The 19,029-nt window shown below is 63.7% G+C and carries 24 protein-coding genes and 1 pseudogene; 14 read left to right on the forward strand and 11 right to left on the reverse strand.

What is annotated here, in order from left to right; translation table 11 throughout:
* The first annotated feature begins 20 nt into the window (after positions 1-20).
* The 3 genes from ACT4OC_RS17730 (at position 21) to sseA (ending at position 2,853) form a co-directional block, all read left to right on the forward strand.
* A complete protein-coding gene (locus ACT4OC_RS17730; RefSeq protein ID WP_444840322.1) occupies positions 21-1,196 on the forward strand; it encodes a vWA domain-containing protein in 1,176 nt (391 codons plus the stop codon).
* A 258-nt stretch (positions 1,197-1,454) separates the two neighbouring features.
* Entirely contained in the window at positions 1,455-1,868 is a 414-nt protein-coding gene (locus tag ACT4OC_RS17735; protein ID WP_444840323.1) for a rhodanese-like domain-containing protein, read from the forward strand.
* A 133-nt stretch (positions 1,869-2,001) separates the two neighbouring features.
* Positions 2,002-2,853 (forward strand): 3-mercaptopyruvate sulfurtransferase, encoded by an 852-nt coding sequence (gene sseA / locus ACT4OC_RS17740; RefSeq protein WP_444840324.1) that lies wholly within the window; start codon positions 2,002-2,004, stop codon positions 2,851-2,853.
* Positions 2,854-3,098: 245 nt separating this feature from the next.
* On the opposite strand, the gene ACT4OC_RS17745 is transcribed toward sseA, so the two are convergent.
* Complete coding sequence (locus ACT4OC_RS17745; protein ID WP_444840325.1) at positions 3,099-3,941, reverse strand: hypothetical protein; 843 nt, start codon at positions 3,939-3,941, stop codon at positions 3,099-3,101.
* Between the two features lie 333 nt (positions 3,942-4,274).
* On the opposite strand from ACT4OC_RS17745, the gene ACT4OC_RS17750 reads away from it, so the two are divergent.
* Positions 4,275-5,549: a L,D-transpeptidase family protein gene (locus ACT4OC_RS17750; protein WP_444840326.1), complete on the forward strand. Its 1,275-nt coding sequence runs from the start codon at positions 4,275-4,277 to the stop codon at positions 5,547-5,549.
* Between the two features lie 115 nt (positions 5,550-5,664).
* Positions 5,665-6,462, forward strand: coding sequence for a creatininase family protein (locus ACT4OC_RS17755; RefSeq protein ID WP_444840327.1), 798 nt, complete (start codon positions 5,665-5,667; stop codon positions 6,460-6,462).
* Positions 6,463-6,728: 266 nt separating this feature from the next.
* On the opposite strand, the gene ACT4OC_RS17760 is transcribed toward ACT4OC_RS17755, so the two are convergent.
* Both ACT4OC_RS17760 and ACT4OC_RS17765 read right to left on the reverse strand, forming a co-directional pair.
* Entirely contained in the window at positions 6,729-7,403 is a 675-nt protein-coding gene (locus ACT4OC_RS17760; protein ID WP_444840328.1) for a hypothetical protein, read from the reverse strand.
* Positions 7,381-7,524: an HNH/endonuclease VII fold putative polymorphic toxin gene (locus ACT4OC_RS17765; RefSeq protein WP_444840329.1), complete on the reverse strand. Its 144-nt coding sequence runs from the start codon at positions 7,522-7,524 to the stop codon at positions 7,381-7,383. The genes ACT4OC_RS17760 and ACT4OC_RS17765 overlap by 23 nt, the downstream gene beginning before the upstream one ends.
* 113 nt (positions 7,525-7,637) lie before the next feature.
* Here ACT4OC_RS17765 and ACT4OC_RS17770 point away from each other — a divergent pair, with 113 nt between their 5' ends.
* From ACT4OC_RS17770 to ACT4OC_RS17780, 3 genes are all read left to right on the forward strand, one after another.
* Positions 7,638-8,312, forward strand: coding sequence for a transposase (locus ACT4OC_RS17770; RefSeq protein WP_444840330.1), 675 nt, complete (start codon positions 7,638-7,640; stop codon positions 8,310-8,312).
* A 185-nt stretch (positions 8,313-8,497) separates the two neighbouring features.
* Positions 8,498-8,848, forward strand: a complete 351-nt coding sequence (locus tag ACT4OC_RS17775) for an MbcA/ParS/Xre antitoxin family protein (protein ID WP_444840331.1) — start codon at positions 8,498-8,500, stop codon at positions 8,846-8,848.
* Positions 8,849-8,856: 8 nt separating this feature from the next.
* Positions 8,857-9,354, forward strand: coding sequence for an RES family NAD+ phosphorylase (locus tag ACT4OC_RS17780; protein ID WP_444840332.1), 498 nt, complete (start codon positions 8,857-8,859; stop codon positions 9,352-9,354).
* Positions 9,355-9,570: 216 nt separating this feature from the next.
* On the opposite strand, the gene ACT4OC_RS17785 is transcribed toward ACT4OC_RS17780, so the two are convergent.
* Positions 9,571-10,533: a D-2-hydroxyacid dehydrogenase family protein gene (locus tag ACT4OC_RS17785; RefSeq protein ID WP_444840333.1), complete on the reverse strand. Its 963-nt coding sequence runs from the start codon at positions 10,531-10,533 to the stop codon at positions 9,571-9,573.
* Positions 10,534-10,663: 130 nt separating this feature from the next.
* A complete protein-coding gene (locus ACT4OC_RS17790; RefSeq protein WP_444840334.1) occupies positions 10,664-10,861 on the reverse strand; it encodes a hypothetical protein in 198 nt (65 codons plus the stop codon).
* A 252-nt stretch (positions 10,862-11,113) separates the two neighbouring features.
* On the opposite strand from ACT4OC_RS17790, the gene ettA reads away from it, so the two are divergent.
* Together ettA and ACT4OC_RS17800 are read left to right on the forward strand one after the other, a co-directional pair.
* Complete coding sequence (gene ettA, locus ACT4OC_RS17795; protein WP_444840335.1) at positions 11,114-12,763, forward strand: energy-dependent translational throttle protein EttA; 1,650 nt, start codon at positions 11,114-11,116, stop codon at positions 12,761-12,763.
* A 135-nt stretch (positions 12,764-12,898) separates the two neighbouring features.
* Positions 12,899-13,477 (forward strand): annotated as a pseudogene (locus ACT4OC_RS17800) (TIGR00645 family protein).
* 112 nt (positions 13,478-13,589) lie between these two features.
* Here ACT4OC_RS17800 and brnA read toward each other — a convergent pair.
* Together brnA and ACT4OC_RS17810 are read right to left on the reverse strand one after the other, a co-directional pair.
* A complete protein-coding gene (gene brnA / locus ACT4OC_RS17805) occupies positions 13,590-13,847 on the reverse strand; it encodes a type II toxin-antitoxin system BrnA family antitoxin (RefSeq protein ID WP_444840336.1) in 258 nt (85 codons plus the stop codon).
* Positions 13,834-14,133 carry a BrnT family toxin gene (locus ACT4OC_RS17810; protein ID WP_444840337.1) on the reverse strand — a complete coding sequence of 100 codons (300 nt, stop codon included), beginning with the start codon at positions 14,131-14,133 and terminating at the stop codon, positions 13,834-13,836. The genes brnA and ACT4OC_RS17810 overlap by 14 nt, the downstream gene beginning before the upstream one ends.
* Before the next feature lie 5 nt (positions 14,134-14,138).
* On the opposite strand from ACT4OC_RS17810, the gene ACT4OC_RS17815 reads away from it, so the two are divergent.
* Positions 14,139-15,401, forward strand: a complete 1,263-nt coding sequence (locus tag ACT4OC_RS17815) for a lytic murein transglycosylase (protein WP_444840338.1) — start codon at positions 14,139-14,141, stop codon at positions 15,399-15,401.
* 72 nt (positions 15,402-15,473) lie between these two features.
* Here ACT4OC_RS17815 and ACT4OC_RS17820 read toward each other — a convergent pair whose 3' ends face one another.
* The 3 genes from ACT4OC_RS17820 to ACT4OC_RS17830 all read right to left on the reverse strand — a co-directional run bounded on the left by ACT4OC_RS17820 (position 15,474) and on the right by ACT4OC_RS17830 (position 16,605).
* Positions 15,474-15,746, reverse strand: coding sequence for a hypothetical protein (locus ACT4OC_RS17820; RefSeq protein ID WP_444840339.1), 273 nt, complete (start codon positions 15,744-15,746; stop codon positions 15,474-15,476).
* A 227-nt stretch (positions 15,747-15,973) separates the two neighbouring features.
* A complete protein-coding gene (locus tag ACT4OC_RS17825; protein ID WP_444840340.1) occupies positions 15,974-16,231 on the reverse strand; it encodes a hypothetical protein in 258 nt (85 codons plus the stop codon).
* Positions 16,232-16,254: 23 nt separating this feature from the next.
* Positions 16,255-16,605, reverse strand: a complete 351-nt coding sequence (locus ACT4OC_RS17830) for a hypothetical protein (RefSeq protein WP_444840341.1) — start codon at positions 16,603-16,605, stop codon at positions 16,255-16,257.
* 274 nt (positions 16,606-16,879) lie between these two features.
* On the opposite strand from ACT4OC_RS17830, the gene ACT4OC_RS17835 reads away from it, so the two are divergent.
* Together ACT4OC_RS17835 and bfr are read left to right on the forward strand one after the other, a co-directional pair.
* Complete coding sequence (locus ACT4OC_RS17835; RefSeq protein WP_444840342.1) at positions 16,880-17,167, forward strand: (2Fe-2S)-binding protein; 288 nt, start codon at positions 16,880-16,882, stop codon at positions 17,165-17,167.
* A 144-nt stretch (positions 17,168-17,311) separates the two neighbouring features.
* Positions 17,312-17,797: a bacterioferritin gene (gene bfr, locus ACT4OC_RS17840; protein WP_444840343.1), complete on the forward strand. Its 486-nt coding sequence runs from the start codon at positions 17,312-17,314 to the stop codon at positions 17,795-17,797.
* A gap of 159 nt (positions 17,798-17,956) precedes the next feature.
* Here the strand turns inward: bfr and ACT4OC_RS17845 are convergent, their stop codons facing one another.
* On the reverse strand, positions 17,957-18,559 hold the full coding sequence (locus ACT4OC_RS17845) for a pyridoxamine 5'-phosphate oxidase family protein (protein ID WP_444840344.1): 603 nt from the start codon (positions 18,557-18,559) through the stop codon (positions 17,957-17,959).
* Positions 18,560-18,735: 176 nt separating this feature from the next.
* On the opposite strand from ACT4OC_RS17845, the gene ACT4OC_RS17850 reads away from it, so the two are divergent.
* Positions 18,736-19,008, forward strand: coding sequence for a DUF2277 domain-containing protein (locus ACT4OC_RS17850; RefSeq protein WP_444840345.1), 273 nt, complete (start codon positions 18,736-18,738; stop codon positions 19,006-19,008).
* The last annotated feature ends 21 nt before the right edge of the window (positions 19,009-19,029 follow it).

Here is a 19,029-nt window from a genome sequence, read left to right on the forward strand (position 1 = left end):
CGGCGGGCAATCTGTCAGCCATGTTCTTGCAATTCTTCACCTCGCTCCGCGATGCGCAGGTCCCGGTGACCTTGCGCGAATACCTCACGCTGATGGAAGCGCTCGACCAGGACCTCGCCGAGCAGTCGGTGGATAATTTCTATTACCTGTCGCGCGCGGCCCTGGTGAAGGACGAGCGCAACCTCGACAAGTTCGACCGCGTGTTCGGCTCGGTGTTCAAGGGGCTGGAGAGCCTGCTCGATGCCATGGGCAAGGCCGAGATCCCCGAGGAGTGGCTGAAGAAGCTTGCGGAAAAATACCTCACCGAGGAAGAGAAGAAGCAGATCGAGGCCATGGGCTGGGACAAGCTCATGGAGACGCTGAAGAAGCGCCTCGAGGAGCAGAAGGGCCGGCACCAGGGCGGCAGCAAGTGGATCGGCACGGCAGGCACCTCGCCGTTCGGCGCCCACGGCTACAATCCCGAAGGCGTGCGCATCGGCCAGGAGAAGAACCGGCATAATCGCGCGGTGAAGGTCTGGGACAAGCGCGAGTTCAAGGATCTCGACGGCAATGTCGAGCTCGGCATTCGCAACATCAAGATCGCGCTGCGCAGGTTGCGCAAGTTCGCGCGCACCGGCGCGCCGGACGAGCTCGATCTCGACACCACCATTCGCGAGACTGCCAACCACGGCTATCTCGACGTCCACATGCGTCCCGAGCGGCGCAATGCGGTGAAGGTGCTGGTGTTCTTCGATATCGGCGGCTCGATGGATTCGCACATCGAGCAGGTAGAGGAATTGTTCTCGGCGGCGAAGGGCGAATTCAAGCACATGGAATATTTCTACTTCCACAACTGCCTCTATGAGGGCGTGTGGAAGCAGAACAAGCGGCGCTTCACCGACCGCACGCCGACCTGGGACATCATGCACAAATACCCGCACGACTATAAGGTCGTGTTCGTCGGCGACGCCTCGATGAGCCCTTACGAGATCATGGTGCCGGGCGGCTCGGTCGAGCACGTCAACGAGGAGGCGGGCACAGTCTGGCTCGACCGCGTCATCCGTACCTATCCGCACGCGGTGTGGCTCAATCCGGTGGCGCAGCGGCACTGGGACTATTCGGAATCCACCACCATCATCCGCCGCCTGTTCGCCAACCGCATGTACCCGATCACGATCGAGGGTCTGGAGAATGCGATGAGGGAGCTGGTGCGGTAGTCACGCTGCCGTCATTCCGGACAGCCGCGCAGCGGCTGATCCGGAATCTCGAAGTTACTTTGCCGATCGAGATTCCGGGTTCGATGCTTCGCATCGCCCCGGAATGACGGACGGAGAAAGACCCTCATGGTGAGGAGCGCGAAGCGCGTCTCCGGACGATGCTAGCGCATCGCCGGGGGAACCATGAGGCCACAGACGGGCCTTTCATCCTTCGAGACGCCGCTTCGCGGCTCCTCGGGATGAGGAAAGGGAGTGAGAATGCCCCAGACCATCCACCGCGGCATCAAGGCGATGATCGACGAGGCCAATGCCGAGATCGAGACCATCAGCGCGGCCGATGCCATCGGTCTCGTCGGCGACGAGACCGTCGTCATCGTCGATATCCGCGATCCCCGCGAGATCGAGCGCGAGGGCAAGATTCCCGGCGCCTTCTCCTGCACCCGCGGCATGCTGGAGTTCTGGATCGATCCGCAGAGCCCCTACGCCAAGGCGATCTTCCAGCAGGACAAGAAGTTCGTCTTCCATTGCGCCGGCGGCCTGCGCTCGGCGCTCGCCGCCAAGACCGCCAAGGACATGGGCCTGAAGCCGGTCGCCCATATGGGCGGCGGCTTCGCCGCCTGGCGCGACGCCGGCGGGCCGGTGGAGAAATGGGAGCCGAAGAAGAAGGGGTAGGAACGTCGTCACACGCGGGCTTGACCCGCGTGTCCATCTTCTTCGCGTGATGGATTGCCGGGTCATCTTGGACTAAGACGCGCTTCGCGCTTTCGCCCGACAATGACGCATTGAGAATGCCGGGAATCACAACATGACCACCACCGATCCGCTCGTCTCGACCGAATGGCTTGCAGCCAACCTTGGCAAACCCGACGTGAAAGTCGTCGACGCCTCCTTCAAGATGCCCGGCGTGCTGCCGCTGCCGAAGGACGACTATCTCGCCGCGCACATCCCGGGCGCGGTGTTCTTCGACGTCGACGCGGTGTCGGACCATTCCAACCCGCTGCCGCACATGTTTCCCAATGCCGCGCAGTTCGGCCGTGACGTCGGCGCGCTCGGCATCGGCAATGACGACACGGTGGTGATCTACGATTCCGGCGGCTGGGTCGCCGGGCCCCGCGCATGGTGGATGTTCCTGTCGTTCGGCAAGAGCGTCCATCTGCTCAATGGCGGCCTAAAGAAGTGGGTTGCCGAGGGACGCAAGGTCGAGAGCGGGCAGGTGACGCCGAAGTCTTCAACGTTCACGGCGGCGTACGATGCGCGGCGCGTGCGCAGCATGGAGCAATTGGTCGCCAACCTTTCGAGCCGCGCCGAGCAGGTGATCGATGCGCGCGCCAATGAGCGCTATCAGGGCAAGGTCGCCGAGCCGCGGCCCGGCCTGCGCTCGGGTCATATTCCGGGCAGCCTGAGCCTGCCCTACAACAACCTGCTCGATGCCGCGACCGGCGAGATGAAATCGCTCGACGAATTGCGCGCCGCGTTCCTCGGCGCCGGCGTCAGGCTCGATGCGCCGATCGTGACCAGCTGCGGCTCCGGCGTCAGCGCCGCGGTGCTGACGCTCGCGCTCTATCGCCTCGGCGTCGAGAACCCGGCGCTGTATGACGGCTCGTGGACGGAGTGGGGCGCGATGGACGGCCCGCCGGTCGCCACAGGGCAGACTTAGACAGTTCTTGATTAGAGAGTGGTCGGTCCGCTCTGTTCACCTCTCCCCGGCGGGGAGAGGTCGATTTGCGCCAGCAAATCGGGTGAGGGGGCGCTGCCCTCGCGAGACCGTCAACCCTCACCCGGCGCTACGCCATAGCCGAAGCTCCGCTTCGGCGTCTCTTAAGAACGGCCGCCGAAGGTGGCCTACGCCTCTCCCAAGGGAGAGGTGAAATTCCGGTGCCGAAACATATCGCGCTGTAATGATTAGCGGCGCGTCGTCGTCGTTGCGGTTGTCGCCGGCTGCGCCGGTTGCAGGGGCTGAGAGAAGGGGTCGGCTGCGGCCGCAGCGGCCGCCTGTTGGGCCGCCAGCCTTGCGCGCCGCGCCGCTTGCCGCCGCAGCTCCTTGGCGCGTTCGGCGCGGCGCTGCTTCCTGACCTCGGCGGGATCGGGCTTTTCGCCGGCCTTTTCGCCGGCCTTTTCGCTGGCCTTGGCTTGCGCGGGCTTCTCGACCTTGGCGGCAGGGCTGCCGAGGGCCGCCGTCTTCGGCGCGGCAGGCACGGGATCGGCCATCGCGGGCGTTGCGATTTGCTCGAACGGAACCGCGACGGCTTCGGCCGGCGGGCTGGGTGCGGCCTCGAGCGCGGCGAGTTTCGGCTCGGTTGAAGGCAGCTGCGGTTCGGCGGCGGCCGGCGGCGGCGTTTCCGCGGGCGCGGCATCCTGCCTGGCCGCGATCTCGGGCGTTGCCGCAGCTTCGGGCCTCGTCGCCTCGGTCGGCGCCACCTCGTCAACCCTGAGCGCAGCGAGCTTCTCCATCTCTACCACCGGCACAGGCACCGCCTCCGGTACGGGCTCCGGAGCAGGCATGGCGGCGAGCGGCGCTTCCGGCGCCTTCTCGGGCAGCGCCGGCTCGACCCGCAGCAGCGCCAGCGTCGGGGGCGGCGGCTCCACCTGTTGCGCAAACACCGGCTCGGGCATCACCCGCCGCGTCGGTACGTTGGCGACCTCCTCATGCGCGGCGCGCAGCAGTGCTGCGGCGCCGAGGCCGAAGATCAGGACGGACATGGAAAGGACGATCGCGGCGAGCAGAAAACGGATTCCGGGGAGCATGGGCTCGGGTTCCGCCTGGAGCAGCTTGGTGGCCTGAGGGAAACGCGGTTGATTACTGAATTAGCCGCCTTCGCCGCCGCGAATCAGGCTGAATCCAGAATACAGTAATTCGCCCCCGGCCGTGGGTCCGAAAAATGGCCGATGATGCGGCCGGCAAGATGGGCGGGATTGACGCTCGAATCCTCACCCAATCCGGGCTTTCCCCGGTAAAGTGCGGATCACAAAGCGCCCGATTTGGGCCTGATTTCGCGGATTTGTCTTGAATGCGCCGCTATCTTCCGTCACCTAACCGTTAACGGTCCGGTGTGGCTTGGGGTCTATACAAGAGCGATGATGATCAAGAATCTTCTGACGATCGGCGCCGCAGTGGCAGCCGCCGCGGCGGGAACCTCGCTTGCGACCTCGCTTGCCCTGGCCCAGCAGAGCTACCCTGTGCCTTCAGGCCAGGTCTATTCGGCCGCGCCCGGCTATCCGCCCGGCGGTTACGTGGTCGATGAGCGCCGCCGGCCCGGCAGCCCCGATTTCGACGAGCTGGAGGACGACGACGCGCCGGGTGCGACTGCGCTGCCGCCGCCCGGGCCCGTCGTGTCGCCGAACGATCCGCGCTATGGCCGTCCGGTCTATTCCAACGTGCCGCCGCCGGCCCCGACCGGCCCGATCCTGTCGCCCGACGATCCCCGCTACGGACGCCCCGCCTATTCGACTGCCCCGACCGGTCCAATCCTGTCGCCGGACGATCCCCGTTATGGCCGTCCGGCAGGTCCGCCGCCGGTGATCTACGCCGACCGTCCGCCGGCCTCCGCGCCCGCCGGCGAAAACCGCATTCCCGGCTCCGGCATCGTCCATTCCAACGAGGACGGCTTGCGCCCGCCGGGTGCGATCGGGGCCTCTCCGCCAACCGTCACCGGCGCTGTGCCGCAGCAGCCGCAGGTCGGCGCCGACGGCAGGCCGCTACAGCTCTCCGCGCTGCCGCCGGAAGAGCAGCCGGAAGTCGGTCCCGCACAGCTGCCGCCGCATCTGCGCCGCACGGAAGTGGCCTTCCCCACCAAGGAGCCGGCCGGCACCATCGTGGTCGATACGCCCAACACCTATTTGTACTACGTGCTCGGCAACGGCCGCGCGATGCGCTACGGCGTCCGCGTCGGCCGCGACGGCTTCACCTGGACCGGCGTACAGAAAGTCACCAAGAAGGCCGAGTGGCCGGACTGGCATCCGCCGACCGAGATGATCGAGCGCCAGCCCTATCTGCCGCGCTTCATGGCGGGCGGTCCCGGCAATCCGCTCGGCGCGCGCGCGATGTATCTCGGCTCGACCGTCTACCGCATCCACGGCACCAACCAGCCCTCGACGATCGGCAAGTTCGTCTCCTCCGGCTGCATCGGCATGCTGAACGAGGACGTCTCGGACCTGTTCGAGCGCGTCAAGGTCGGCACCCGCGTCGTGGTGAAGCCGGGCGGTCCGCCGCCTGGAACGGCAACGGCCGCAGCTCCCCCGGCTGCCGGTACCACCACTGCCGCTGCCGCCGCTCCGCCGGCTCCGGTCGGTCCGGTGCCCGGCCAGGGACCGGCCGTCGTGCAGCCGCTGCCGCCGCCGACCGCGATCCGCTGATCCGGCGCAGGTTTCGAATTCAGCCCGCTCTCAGGCGAGAGCGGGCTTTTTCATGCGTGGATACGGGCGGCTGGCTTATGCTCGCCGGCATGATTCTTTGCCGCCGGAGGCCCCCGTGAGGAAACCGCAACTGCTCGTCGCGTTGTTCGCGGCGTGGCTCGCCTTCGTGGCAGCGCCCGCGAGCGCGCAGCGCTCGGTTTGGATCGACGACCTCACCTGGATGGAAGTGCGCGATGCCATTGCGGCCGGCAAGACCACGGCGATCGTCTTCGTCGGCTCCAGCGAGCAGAACGGCCCGCACATGGCTGTTGGCAAGCACAACTTCATCGCCCGCCATTGCGCCGAGCAGATCGCCGGCAGGCTCGGCGATGCCCTGGTCTATCCCGTCATTCCCTTTGCCATCACCGGCGATGCCGCTGCGAAGAGCGCGCACATGCGCTTTCCGGGTTCGGTGACCCTGCCGCCGGATGTGTTTTCCGGTCTCGTCCGCGGTGTGGCGCAAAGTGCGCTGGCCGCCGGCTTCAAGCTCGTGGCTGTCATGGGCGACCATGGCGGCGGGCAGGAGGAGATGGCGCGCGTGGCGCAGGCGCTCGACGCGCAATCGAAAAGGAGCGGCGCGCGCGTCCTCCATGTCGGCGATCTCTATACGAAAGCCGATGCGCAATTCGACGAGCTGCTCGCCAGGCGCGGCATCACCAGCAAGGAGCTGCACGCCGGCATTTCGGATACATCGGCGATCATGTTTCTCGGAGCAGAGAGCTGGATACGCAAGGATCGGATCGCTGCCGCCAGCGAGGCCAACGGCGTGCAGGGCACGCCGGCGCTCGCTACCGCCGAGCTCGGAAAACTGTATCTCGACATGAAGATCGAGAACGCCGTGAACCAGATCAAGGCGTTCCGCCCTGGCAAGTGAGGCGGCTGGATCGAGCGCAAGACGCGGCGCGTTTCAAGCCCGGCAAGCGCGGCCCGAAGCCGCGAATGCCGGGCGAGGCCGGGAGTTAAGTGCACTGTCACCGTAATACCGGTGGGCCGGAGCCGGAAGATCGTTTAGTGCACTGTTATCGTAATTCCACAATCGGCGAGGTCTTGACGCTTTCACACCCAAAGAATGCGCCAACTATTACTCAGGCTATCGAGGCCAACTTCATCATGCTTTAGATCAAATTTGAGAGATATTGCCTAGGTGCGAAGGATGGTCTGCGCCAACGACCCTAAGTCATGGAGCTGCCGAACGCCTCGGCTGGTCAGACTGCGTGCCACTAGCTCGCTTGCTTCAATTGACCCTACAAATTGAATCACTGTACAGGATTTGAAGCCAAGGACCCTTAAGACCACCGAGGCCTCAAGATTATCCAGCAATTCCTTGATACCAGAACCGTCGAGATGCCGCAGCCCACGGCACGCAGTTCTGATGGTCTCGGCACATCGGCTATTCTCAACTTCAACAATGGCACAATGCCGATACTGCGTTAAGAACTCCGGGTCGACCACCGATTCCTCTCGGAGCTGCGAAACGACGCATGCGCGATCACCTTCTACAAAGACAGTGGTATCCACAAAACCGGGTGGGTCGACCCTCAATTTCGCTACCAAACGGCGCCTTTGTGACTCCATCGTCGATGCAGGCATCGGGGCAAGGAAGAGACGCCACACCCCCGTCAACTCTTTTGATCTAGCGTTGACCATCGCCCAAAGCAGACCCATCGCTACAGATCGCTCACTTGCAACCACACTAATCGTTTTCCGTTTCCAATCTACGATGGGCTCCGGATCCTCCCACATGCAGACCCCAGATTGAACAATGAACACTGGTTCCTCTGTATTCCCCCCTTTACGGTAGGTCGAAAAAGACATGCTCGTCGGCTCCCCCTACGAGTGGCTGTCGCGGCCCACCCCCAACTGACCGGACCTCCACATTGAAATGTGGTCCCAAATCACCCTTTGCGTGCCCGAGTGAGTGCTCTCTAATTGTCACTATACTTCCATCCTCTCGGACATATTCATAGACACGACTCGTGACATTGCCGGGAATTACGGTGACAGTGCACTCAATTGACTTTTCGTCGCACGCCGCCGATGCTGTCGGGCATGGCTCGTCTTGCCCGCGTCGTCATTCCCGGCTTGCCGCATCACGTTACGCAGCGCGGCAACGGCCGCGCGCGGACATTTTTCGGCGATGACGACTACGGGCTCTATTGCGATCTGCTCGCGGCGTCCTGCCGCGCCGCCGACGTGCAGATCTTGGCGTGGTGCCTGATGCCGAACCACGTCCATTTGATCCTGGTGCCGTCGGATGCGGACGGGCTGCGCCGGGCGCTGGCGCCGGTTCACCGCCGCTATGCGGGCATCATTCATGCCCGCCGCAAGCGGAGCGGACATTTCTGGCAGGGACGGTTCGGCTGCGTGGCGATGGACGAGGAGCATCTTGCGGCGGCGCTGCGTTATGTGTCGCTCAATCCGGTGCGGGCGCGGCTCGTCGAGCGGGCGCGGGACTGGCGCTGGTCGAGCGTGCGTGCGCAAACCAGCGGGCGCGACGACGGCGTTACGGCGATCGCGCCGGTCCGCGAGCGCTACCCGGATTTTGCGGGCTTCCTGTCGGAAGAGGCCGATGCCGGCATGATCGAAAGGCTGCGCCGGGCCGAGACCGTCGGCCGGCCGCTCGGCAGCCGCGCGTTCCTCGATCGGCTGGAGCGCAAGACGCGGCGCGTGCTCAAGCCCGGCAAACGCGGCCCGAAGCCGCGAGCGGAGCGAGGGGAGAGTTAAGTGCACTGTCACCGTAATACCCACCGTAATACCGTAATACCCGCACCGTAATACCCAATTATACAGTCCCCGAGCGTGGCGCAGTGGCCGGCGCATGGAACCCTCGAATCTCGACTTTTCGAACCTTGAATGCCACTGTTTCTGACGCTATATTGCGTCATAAATTGCGTCTATCGGAGGTTTCGATGGCTTTGGCTCAATATGCCGATAACGGCTTCTTCGCCCCGCGCAAGATCGCCGAGGCGCTGCGGACGACGAGCGAGGAGGTCGCTCGCACTGCGGGGCTTGGTCGCGATGCCGTGCAGCGCAAGGAACGGGTGCGCTCCGACCGGACCCAGCGTCGGCTTCGGGAGATGGTCGAAGTCCTGAACAAGGTCGAACCGCGCTTTGGTTCCGCGCTCATGGCCTATGCCTGGTATCGCTCCGAGCCCTTGCCGGGATTTTCCGGCCAGACCGCGATGCAACTGGTGCGCAGCGGGCGTGCCGATGACGTGCTCGACTACATCGACGCAGTCGATGCAGGCATCCACGCCTGACATCGCCGATGCTCTATCGCGGCCCGCTGTTTCGCGCACTCAATCCTGTTTATGCGCGCGAACCCCTGTCGGGCCGAGGCGCGGAGCTCCATGGCGGGCGCTTCAATCCGAGAGGCGTTCCGGCGCTCTACTCATCGCTCACAGTCCTGACGGCATTGCGTGAGGCCAATCAGGCCGGTTCACTTCAGCCAACGACTCTCGTTTCCTATGATGCTGAAGTCGACGGTGTATTCGACACCAGGGACGAAGCGACGCTCGCGGCAGAGGGCATCGATGCAGCGGCACTTGCCGACGACACCTGGCGAGATCAGATGAAGGCGATCGGAGAGGCAAGGACTCAGGTTTTCGCCCGTGGCCTGATTGCCAAAGGCTATCGTGCGATGCTCGTCCGGAGCTTTGCGCCTGGCGCCACGAAGGACGATCTGAACATGGTGCTTTGGCAATGGAGCGATTCTCCTCCCTCCCGACTCACGCTGATCGACGATGAGAACCGGCTGTCGAGGTAGTGCCGGCTCCATCGACGACCGCGTCGTTTCTCATGAGCCAACTTGGCAGAGGAGACAGACGTCACACCGGCGAGTTGAAGACATTGCGACGGTGAAGCAGCGCCGCTGATTTGCCCGACGTATCAAGTGTCGCTCCGGGCAGCCGTGCCAGCGGCCGCCGGCTACTTTGCATGGGGTTGTTTTCGATATTTTGATTGGGAGTAGGGAACCGCCGGTTCACGCCAGCCTTCGCGGCGGCTCGGCGCCCCCAGTGAAGGCGTCGATGCATTCGACCATCTGGCCGTAATGGATGCCGAGGCTTTCCCGCGTGGCGTAGCCGAGATGCGGGGTGAGCACGAGGTTGTCGAGCTTGCGGAAGGGGTGATCCACCGGCAGCGGCTCGACCGCGAACACGTCGATCCCGGCGCCGGCGATCTTCTTCTGCCTCAAGGCTTCGAGCAGCGCGTTTTCATCGACGATCGGCCCGCGGGCGGTGTTGACGAGATACGCCGTCGGCTTCATGCGCGCGAGGTCGGCAGCGCCGACGAGGCCGCGCGAGCGCTGGCTCAGCACGACATGGATGGTGACGATGTCGGCGGTCGCAAACAGCTCTTCCTTGCTGGCATAGCCGACGCCGGCTTCCCTGCACTTCTCGGCCGTCAGGTTCGGGCTCCAGGCGATCACGTTCATGCCGAACGCCTTGGCGATGCCCGCCATCTTGCTGCCGAGCTTGCCGAGGCCGACGATGCCGAGCGTCTTGCCCTCGATCTCGGTGCCCGCGAAGACCTGCCAGGGCTCGCCGGCATGCATGCGCGCGTTCTCGCGGCCGATGCCACGGGTCAGTTCCAGGATCAGGCCCATGGTCAGCGGCGCGGTGGGGTCGCGGGAATATTGCGTGCCGCAGTACACGATATCTCGCTCCTTGGCGGCTTCCATATCGATCGCGGCATTGCGCATGCCCGAGGTGATCAGGAGTTTCAGCTTCGGCAGCGCATCGATCATCAAGCGCGGGAATGCCGTGCGCTCGCGCATGGCGCAGATGATCTCGAAATCCTTCAGGGCGTTCGCGGCATCCGTCTCGGTGGCAAACGGCTCCTTGAACACGGTGATGTCGACGCGATCGCGGATCCTGGACCAGTCCGCAACCGACAAAGCGAGGTCGAAATAGTCATCCAGGATTGCACAGCGCAGCCGCGTCATGGGGAGGTCCGATCATGCCAAGGGATGACGGCAAAGGCGTCATCGGGAGGGCCGCCATGGTTGCGCGCAATCGGGCTTCGCGCAAGCACGGGACCTGCGTGGAGGGGCCATCGGACAGAAGGCGGGGTTCTTACCGGTCCGAGCCGCGCATGTGCTTGGCGCGCCAGGCCGGGCCGGGGCCGCGCATGTAATGCAGTTCCGGGCGGTAGGGGCTGAATGCCCTGGCGAAGAAGGCGCGCCAGAAGGCACGGAATTCAGCGAGCGGCTTTTCCAGCGCGGCCTGGCCGCTGGACGGAGGGGAATGGGAGGCCGATATGATTGTGGCCATGACGCAGGACCCTTGTTTTCACCGCGGCTTTTGCCGTCTTGGGCGCATTTCGCCGCGTGAAATCAAGCTTTGGCCCGATTCATTAAAAGTTGGTTTCAATTGTAGGGATCGCCTGCGCGTATGGTGTCGGACCCGTATTCATCCGTGGTGAACGGAGGGAAAACGGGTTCCCGCGGTTGCCCTTTCGGGTCAGCGCCGCTATGTCAGCGGCAGCAAATTTTCCCCAAATCCTCTCGTTTCCAAGGGATCGCGATGGCGCGCCAGTTCATCTATTTCATGCAGGGTCTGTCCAAGAGCTATCCGACCCGGAAGATCCTCGACAACATCCACCTGTCCTTCTATCCCGACGCCAAGATCGGCGTGCTCGGCGTCAACGGCTCCGGCAAATCGACCCTGCTGAAGATCATGGCCGGGCTCGACAAGGAATATACCGGCGAGGCCTGGGTCGCCGAGGGCGCCCGCGTCGGCTACCTCGAGCAGGAGCCGCAGCTCGACGCAAGCAAGACCGTCCGCGAGAACGTCATGGAGGGCGTCGCCAAGCAGAAGGCGATCCTCGACCGCTACAACGAGCTCGCGGTCAATTATTCCGACGAGACCGCCGACGAAATGACCAAATTGCAGGACGAGATCGAGGCCCAGGGCCTCTGGGATCTCGACAGCAAGCTCGACCAAGCCATGGACGCGCTGCGCTGCCCGCCCGACGATTCCGACGTGACCAAACTATCCGGCGGCGAGCGCCGCCGCGTCGCGCTGTGCAAACTGCTGCTCGACCAGCCGGAGCTCTTGCTGCTGGACGAGCCGACCAACCATCTCGACGCTGAGTCGGTGTCGTGGCTGGAAGGGCATCTGCGCAACTATCCCGGCGCGATCCTGATCGTGACCCACGACCGCTACTTCCTCGACAACGTCACGGGCTGGATCCTCGAGCTCGATCGCGGCCGCGGCATTCCCTACGAGGGCAACTACTCCTCCTGGCTGGTGCAGAAGCAGAAGCGCCTGGATCAGGAGGGCCGCGAGGAAGCCGCGCATCAGCGCACGCTGGCGCGCGAGCAGGAATGGATCGCGTCCTCGCCCAAGGCACGTCAGGCCAAGTCCAAGGCGCGCTACCAGCGCTATGAGGATTTGCTGAAGCAGGCGAGCGAGAAGCAGACCACGAGCGCGCAGATCAATATTCCCGTCGCCGAGCGGCTCGGCGCCAACGTGGTCGACTTCGAGCACCTCAGCAAAGGTTTCGGCGACAAGGAGCTGATCGAGGATCTCACCTTCAAGCTGCCGCCCGGCGGCATCGTCGGCGTGATCGGCCCCAACGGCGCCGGCAAGACCACGCTGTTCCGCATGATCACCGGGCAGGAGAAGCCCGACAAGGGCACCATCACCGTCGGCGAGACCGTGCATCTCGGCTATGTCGACCAGTCGCGCGACGCGCTCGACGGCAAGAAGACGGTGTGGGAGGAGATCTCCGGCGGTAACGAGCTGATCCTGCTGGGCAAGCGCGAAGTCAACTCGCGCGGCTATTGCTCGTCGTTCAACTTCAAGGGCGCCGACCAGCAGAAGAAGGTCGGCGCGCTCTCCGGCGGCGAGCGCAACCGCGTGCATCTGGCCAAGATGCTCAAGTCCGGCGCCAACGTGCTGCTGCTGGACGAACCGACCAACGATCTCGACGTCGATACGCTGCGCGCGCTGGAAGAGGCGCTGGAGGATTTCGCCGGCTGCGCCGTGATCATCAGCCACGACCGCTGGTTCCTCGACCGCATCGCCACCCACATGCTCGCCTTCGAGGGCGACAGCCATGTCGAATGGTTCGAGGGCAACTTCCAGGATTACGAGAAGGACAAGATGCGCCGGCTCGGCCAGGACAGCATCATTCCGCATCGGGTGAAGTACAAGAAGCTGACGCGGTGAGAAGTCAGGCGTGCGCTGCCATGCGCACGCCGACAGCTTTATGGCGGGTTGCTGCGGCCAGTTGTCGCTTCCCACGCCGACAAGATTGCGTAGATAGAAGCGTCCTTCCGCAACCCCTCTCACGAGCCCTTACAAATGTCCGTCACGTCACATGAGCGCTTGCCGAAGAAGTCCCTCGGCCCTGTCCCGATGCTGATCTTCGGCTCGCGCTGGCTGCAATTGCCGCTCTATGTCGGCCTGATCGTTGCGCAGGGCATTTATGTCGTGCTGTTCCTCAAGGAGCTGTGGCATCTCTTCTTGCATTCTTTCGATTTCAGCGAGCAGCAGATCATGCTGGCGGTGCTGGGCCTGATCGACGTGGTGATGATCTCGAACCTCCTGGTGATGGTGATCGTCGGCGGCTACGAGACATTCGTCTCCCGCCTCAATCTGCAAGGCCATCCGGACGAGCCGGAATGGCTCAGCCACGTCAATGCCAGCGTGCTGAAGATCAAGCTCGCGATGGCCATCATCGGCATCTCCTCGATCCACCTGTAGCGCACCGTCATCGAGGCCGGCGGCCTTGCGGCGGGCAAGACCGCCTATACCGAAACCGGCGTGATGTGGCAGACCATCATCCATACGGTGTTCATCCTGTCGGCGATCGGCATCGCCTATGTGGACCGCATATCGAGTATCGCGCAGGATGAGGCCAAGCGCGCTGCCTCGCATTGACAGGAGTGTTTCTTCTCAATCGCGTGTTATTCGATTGGACGAGACGATAAGGCTGCTTCGCAAGTCGCCGAACCGATCGATAAACGCGCTGGCGCGGGGCATTGCATCGTGCTTATCCAACCTTCTCCGCAAGCCACATCTTGATCAGTGACTGATAGGGAACATCGCGTTTGTTCGCGGCGATCTTGATCTGCTCAAGCAGCGCTGACGGCAGGCGGATCGAGATTGCCGTGGTCGAAGGCTTCAGGTTCGGGAAACGGACGCGTTCGGCTTTGCTCCAGTCGACATAGTCGGTGGAGTCGTGCTTCTCCCAGAACTGGCGCTCCTCGGCTTCGGTCTTGAAAGCGGGTACGCGCTTAAGCTTGTTCATAAAATCTCCGTTCTTTCCGGTGCATGTCGCGCGCCGAGATGACCCGGGTCATTGTTCCGCTCCGTCGGAGCGTAAAGGTAACATGGAGAAGACGGTCTTGGCTGGTCTTCCCCAGCGCGTTGAACCGTTGCTCCCTGCCGCTATGCCGCAGGTCCTCGGCAAGGATCAGGGGATCGTTGAAGAAAATACTTTCCGCCTCTGCTTGACTAACGTCATGTTTGTCCGCGCTCTTGCGGCTGTTGCCCTCGTCCCAATCGAAACCGACGATTTGCTCAAGGTCGATCATTGTATATGATCAATATATACGATCCCAAACGATGCTTCAAGGTCGGTTCCCTCCTCGGATGCCTGGCATTGCTCAATGCTGCCACGTGCGGGATAACACCCGCCCGCGCCGCCGACGCTGCCTTCACGCAGTTCATCGCCTCGCTCTGGCCGGAGGCGCAGGCCGCCCGCGTCTCGCGCCAGACATTCGATCGCGAAACGCGCGGGCTCGAGCCTGACTACAAGCTGCCCGACCTGATCCTGCCCGGGCGGCCGGCGACCGGTGCGCCGTCGCAAGCCGAATTCGTGCAGGTGCCGGCCGACTACGTCAGGGAAAAAACCATCGCGCGTCTGGCAGGCGAGGGGCAGCGGCTGATGCAGAAGCATCGCGCCGCGCTCGATGCGATCGAAAAGCAGTTCGGCGTGCCGGCAGCGATCGTGCTGGCGATCTGGGGCCGCGAGACCGATTACGGCCGCTACGCGCTGCCCCATGACACGCTGCGGGTGGTGGCGACGCAGGCCTATGTCGGCCGCCGCAAGGATCAGTATCGCGGCGAGTTCATTCTCGCGTTGAAGCTGCTCGGCGAGGGCGTGGTGACGCGCAAGACATTCCGCTCGTCCTGGGCCGGCGCCACGGGACTGACGCAATTCCTGCCGTCCGAATACTACAAGCACGGCGTCGATTTCGATGGCGATGGCCGCGTCGATATCTGGCATTCGGTGCCGGACGCGCTGGCCTCCGCCGCCAAGCAACTCGTCAACAAGGGCTGGCGGCCTGGCCTGCGCTGGGCCTACGAGGTGCGCGCGCCCGCCAATGTCGACTGCACCATGGGCACGCCCGAGGCCTCGAGACCGATCGGCGAATGGCTGCGCGCGGGCTTCGTGCCGGTGCGCGGGCAAAAGCTTTTCGCGGCCGAGCAGGCGCAGCCGGCATCGCTGCTGCAGCCCGAGGGCATCTACGGGCCGTCATTCCTGACCACGAAGAACTACTTCGTGATCAAGGAGTATAATTTTTCCGATCTCTACGTATTGTTCGTCGGCCATCTTTCCGATCGCATGACCAATCGGCAGCCTTTTGCCACGCCGTGGTCGGCCTCGACGCAATTGCGTACGACCGCGGTGGAGGCGATGCAGAAGCATCTGACGCGCATCGGTCTCTACAAGGACAAGATCGACGGCAAGGCCGGGATGCTGACCCGCTCCGCACTCGGCGCCTATCAGAAGTCGGCAGGGATCAAGGTCGATTGCTGGCCGAGCGAGGCGGTGCTGCAGTCGATGAGTGTCCGATAACGTTCAACAATAAACCCGGCCGTTGCCGGCCGGGTTTGAGATGTCGAGCGGATGTAGCGCGCTCCGTGCCGCTTAGTCGCAGACCTCGTAGCGGCGCACGCGCCAGCCGTAGCCGTCCCAGAAGCGCTCGCGCACCATGCGGCAGGCCGGATAATCGTCGACATAGACGGGCGCCGGCGCGGCGTAGGCCGGGCGGCTGGAGGCGATGGCGCCGCCGATGATGGCGCCGCCAATCAGGCCGGCGGCCACGCCCGCGGCAACGCCGCGCTGCGCATGAGCCGGGGTCGCGGCGAGCGAACCGGCAATCGTGGCGACCGCAACCATGGCGGCAAATGTCTTCTTCATGTCCTGCTCCTGGAGGGGCGCATCGCGGCGCCGGTTTTTAGGTATTCGCACGCTGTCTTCGAGAAGGCCTTTCCCGCAAGGGAAGCGCAGAACGGTCAACCGAAAGTAAACGCAAATGGTCAATGGCCTGAAATAGCGGTTTTTTCTGGCCACTTGTGTGGAACGCCGCAGGAAACGCCGGCATTTCGCGCGACGTTCCCGCCGATTTAATGAAGATGAACGGGTGTTTATCCGCAGACCCTGACGGTGCGAAGGCGCCATCCGAACCCGTCCCAGAAGCGCTGGCGCTGCAGGTAGCAGGGGCCGGCGGGATCGGCCACATAGGCCGGGGCGCCGTTGTAGTAATAGCTCTGCGGCGGCTGGTAGTAGCCCGGACCGTAATAATAGCCGGGCCCGTAATAATAGCGCTGGGCGTGGGCGGGAAACGCGACGACCGATCCGGCCAAAGCGACGACGGCGGCGAGCGCCGCCAGGGACTTCTTCATGGCTTCACCTTTCCCGTGGAGCATTAACGGCGCACCAGCGAACCGTCGGGCGAAAAGTTCCACATCCGGCCGGAATGATCAATGAACGCGACCGCCGGGTGGGCCGACGAATAGGTGGGGCGGGGCATCCGCGCGGTTATTAGGTCGAGCAGAATCATGATCGGCACTACGGCCTTCTTCATCGCGGTCGCTATCGTCTCGGCGATCATCTTCGCGTGGACGACTCGATCGGACCGGATACGCGACCGGCGCCGCGCATACGCCGACTCGACGACCGGCGACAGCGGCGTCATCTCCTCCCGTAGCGATGGCCTCAGCCTGCTCAATTGGTTCAGCAGCAACTCCTCTTCATCGTCCTCCGACGATTCCTGCACGTCGTCCTCGTCCTTCAGCGGCGGCGACAGCAGTTGCAGCAGCGACGGGGGAGGCGGCGGAGATGGCGGCGGCGGTGGTGGCGGCGACTAGCGGAGGAGCCCGAGCGGCGCGTTCGCATGGTCTCTTAGATTCGTTCTAGGTTTTAGATTCATTCTAGGTTTGATTTGCATCAGTTTGGAATTGCTAAAAAGACCTAGTTTTCCCTTTGCATCGTGCTGTTGGCTTCAGATATCGATTGGGTCAGCAAGCATCACCCAAGGGGCCGCCGGCTTCATGATCGTCTGTTCCTGCAACGTCCTCAGCGACCATGACGTCCGCAATGCCGTGAATGCCGCTTCGGACCTTCCGCGTAATGCCAAGCAGCTCTATGGCTGCCTCGGCTGCAGCGCCGAATGTGGCCGTTGCGCCCGCACCATCAAGACCATCATCGACGAAGCCCTTGGTCCCTGCGCCCAGTCCTGCTGCGCGGGCTGCCCGCACGGCGCGGCCGAAGCAGAGGCCGCGCTTCAGGTCGAAGTCCAGGTCGAAGTCCAGGTCGATTACGCCCTCGCGGCGGCCTGAAACCAGTCGAAAACTCCAGTTCTGCCCCCAATCGGTCGCACCGCCGGTTCCCTGTGGACAGTTGTCCTTGAACGACTTATCATTTAGAAGCGTTCTAAAGTATGATTCCGGTTCGAAGCCGGGACCAAACGTTGGAGTGACATCATGCAGGGCGACGCCAAAGTCATCGACTACCTCAACAGGGGCCTGCGTCACGAGCTGACCGCGATCAACCAGTACTGGCTGCACTACCGCATCCTCGACAACTGGGGCCTGCGCGAGATGGCCAAGGTCTGGCGCAAGGAAAGCATCGAGGAGATGGAGCACGCGGACAAGTTCACCGCCCGCATCCTGTTCCTCGACGGGTTCCCCAACATGCAGGTGCTCGATCCCCTGCGCATCGGGCAGAACGTCAAGGAGATCATCGAGTGCGACCTTGCCGCCGAGCACTCGGCGCGGGCGCTGTACCAGGAAGCGGCGACCTACTGCCACGGCATCAAGGACTACGTCTCGCGCGACCTGTTCGAGAAGCTGATGAGCGACGAGGAGCACCACATCGACTTCCTGGAGACGCAGCTCGACCTGATCGGCCGCGTCGGCCTCGAGCTCTACACCCAGAAGCACATCGGCGGGCTGGAGGGCGGGGAGTAAGCCTCCTTTCGCCGCTGCGAGCGGCTTTGCCGCGCTGTTACTTCGCGTCATGCCCGGGCTTGACCCGGGCATCCACGTCTTTGGTGCGGTACGAAGAACGTGGATGGCCGGGTCAAGCCCGGCCATGACGCAGCAGGGATCGTTGATAGGCCCGTCCTCCTACAATTGCGTCTTGTAGCGCTCGTAGATCGCCTCCTGGCTCTCGCGCTCGCCGAGGCCGGTCTGGTCGTGGATCACCTCGCCGATGGAAGGCATGACCTTGCGCTCGACCGGCTCGGCGCTCCACAGCTTCGAGCGCATCAGCGCCTTGCCGCAGTGGAAATAGGCCTCCGTAACCTCGATGCGCAGCACCGCGCGAGGCGACTTGCCGAACTCCACCATCGAGGCCATCAGCTCGGGATCGTTGCTCAGCGTGCCGCGGCCGCCGACACGCAGCGTCTCGTCGATCCCGGGCACGAAGAAGATCAGCTGCAACAGGCCCGAGCCCTCGACGATGTTGCGAAAACTGTCGATGCGGTTGTTGCCGGAACGGTCCGGCATCAGCAGGCTGTTGGCGCCTGCGACATGGACGAAGCCCGGCGTGCCGCCGCGCGGCGAGGCGTCGACGCTGCCGTCGGAGCCCGAGGTCGCCAGCACGCAGAACGGCGACATCTCGATGAACTTCCTCGAATGCGCATCGAGCGAGGGACGCGCCTTGGCGATCACGCGCTCCGACGGCTTGGGATAGATCGAGGCGAGGTCGCCGGCTGCAAGATCTGTCAATGTTGTTCTCCCCTGTGTTTTGCCGCAAGGTTATCACCGGCAGGGATCGAGGTCATCTTTAGCCGCTCTAAAAAGCGTCCTCGCGAAACGGCCAATCCGTGCCAGGATTGGAGCCTGTTGTCGGATTTTGCAGCCGCCGTTCGTCTTCGAGAACGACAGGCAAGGGAAAACAATTCATGTGCCGCAACATCAAGACGCTGTTCAATTTCGAGCCGCCGGCGACGGAGGATGAGATCCATGCGTCGGCGCTGCAATTCGTGCGCAAGCTGTCCGGCTTCAACCGGCCGTCGCAGGCCAACGAGGCGGCCTTCAACCGCGCGGTCGAGGAAGTCTCCGATGCGGCGCGGCGGCTTCTGATCTCGCTGCACACCCATGCGCCGGCGCGCGACCGCGAGGTCGAGGCCGAGAAGGCGAAGGAACGCTCGCGGCTTCGGTTCGGGGGAGCGTGATCGGCCTCCGCCCAGCGTGAC

The sequence above is a fragment of the Bradyrhizobium sp. genome (assembly GCF_052389815.1).
GTDB lineage: Bacteria > Pseudomonadota > Alphaproteobacteria > Rhizobiales > Xanthobacteraceae > Bradyrhizobium.

Excerpts from the sequence above, each read along its gene's own strand:
- bfr (WP_444840343.1), top strand. The coding sequence starts at position 17,312 with ATGCAGGGCGACGCCAAAGTCATCGACTACCTCAACAGGGGCCTGCGT.
- ACT4OC_RS17775 (WP_444840331.1), top strand. The coding sequence starts at position 8,498 with ATGGCTTTGGCTCAATATGCCGATAACGGCTTCTTCGCCCCGCGCAAG.
- ACT4OC_RS17820 (WP_444840339.1), bottom strand. The coding sequence starts at position 15,746 with ATGAAGAAGACATTTGCCGCCATGGTTGCGGTCGCCACGATTGCCGGT.
- ACT4OC_RS17760 (WP_444840328.1), bottom strand. The coding sequence starts at position 7,403 with ATGTCTTTTTCGACCTACCGTAAAGGGGGGAATACAGAGGAACCAGTG.
- ACT4OC_RS17750 (WP_444840326.1), top strand. The coding sequence starts at position 4,275 with ATGATCAAGAATCTTCTGACGATCGGCGCCGCAGTGGCAGCCGCCGCG.
- ACT4OC_RS17825 (WP_444840340.1), bottom strand. The coding sequence starts at position 16,231 with ATGAAGAAGTCCCTGGCGGCGCTCGCCGCCGTCGTCGCTTTGGCCGGA.
- ACT4OC_RS17770 (WP_444840330.1), top strand. The coding sequence starts at position 7,638 with ATGGCTCGTCTTGCCCGCGTCGTCATTCCCGGCTTGCCGCATCACGTT.
- sseA (WP_444840324.1), top strand. The coding sequence starts at position 2,002 with ATGACCACCACCGATCCGCTCGTCTCGACCGAATGGCTTGCAGCCAAC.
- ACT4OC_RS17790 (WP_444840334.1), bottom strand. The coding sequence starts at position 10,861 with ATGGCCACAATCATATCGGCCTCCCATTCCCCTCCGTCCAGCGGCCAG.
- ACT4OC_RS17780 (WP_444840332.1), top strand. The coding sequence starts at position 8,857 with ATGCTCTATCGCGGCCCGCTGTTTCGCGCACTCAATCCTGTTTATGCG.
- ettA (WP_444840335.1), top strand. The coding sequence starts at position 11,114 with ATGGCGCGCCAGTTCATCTATTTCATGCAGGGTCTGTCCAAGAGCTAT.
- ACT4OC_RS17810 (WP_444840337.1), bottom strand. The coding sequence starts at position 14,133 with ATGATCGACCTTGAGCAAATCGTCGGTTTCGATTGGGACGAGGGCAAC.
- ACT4OC_RS17735 (WP_444840323.1), top strand. The coding sequence starts at position 1,455 with ATGCCCCAGACCATCCACCGCGGCATCAAGGCGATGATCGACGAGGCC.
- brnA (WP_444840336.1), bottom strand. The coding sequence starts at position 13,847 with ATGAACAAGCTTAAGCGCGTACCCGCTTTCAAGACCGAAGCCGAGGAG.
- ACT4OC_RS17850 (WP_444840345.1), top strand. The coding sequence starts at position 18,736 with ATGTGCCGCAACATCAAGACGCTGTTCAATTTCGAGCCGCCGGCGACG.
- ACT4OC_RS17745 (WP_444840325.1), bottom strand. The coding sequence starts at position 3,941 with ATGCTCCCCGGAATCCGTTTTCTGCTCGCCGCGATCGTCCTTTCCATG.
- ACT4OC_RS17785 (WP_444840333.1), bottom strand. The coding sequence starts at position 10,533 with ATGACGCGGCTGCGCTGTGCAATCCTGGATGACTATTTCGACCTCGCT.
- ACT4OC_RS17835 (WP_444840342.1), top strand. The coding sequence starts at position 16,880 with ATGATCGTCTGTTCCTGCAACGTCCTCAGCGACCATGACGTCCGCAAT.
- ACT4OC_RS17730 (WP_444840322.1), top strand. The coding sequence starts at position 21 with ATGTTCTTGCAATTCTTCACCTCGCTCCGCGATGCGCAGGTCCCGGTG.
- ACT4OC_RS17815 (WP_444840338.1), top strand. The coding sequence starts at position 14,139 with ATGATCAATATATACGATCCCAAACGATGCTTCAAGGTCGGTTCCCTC.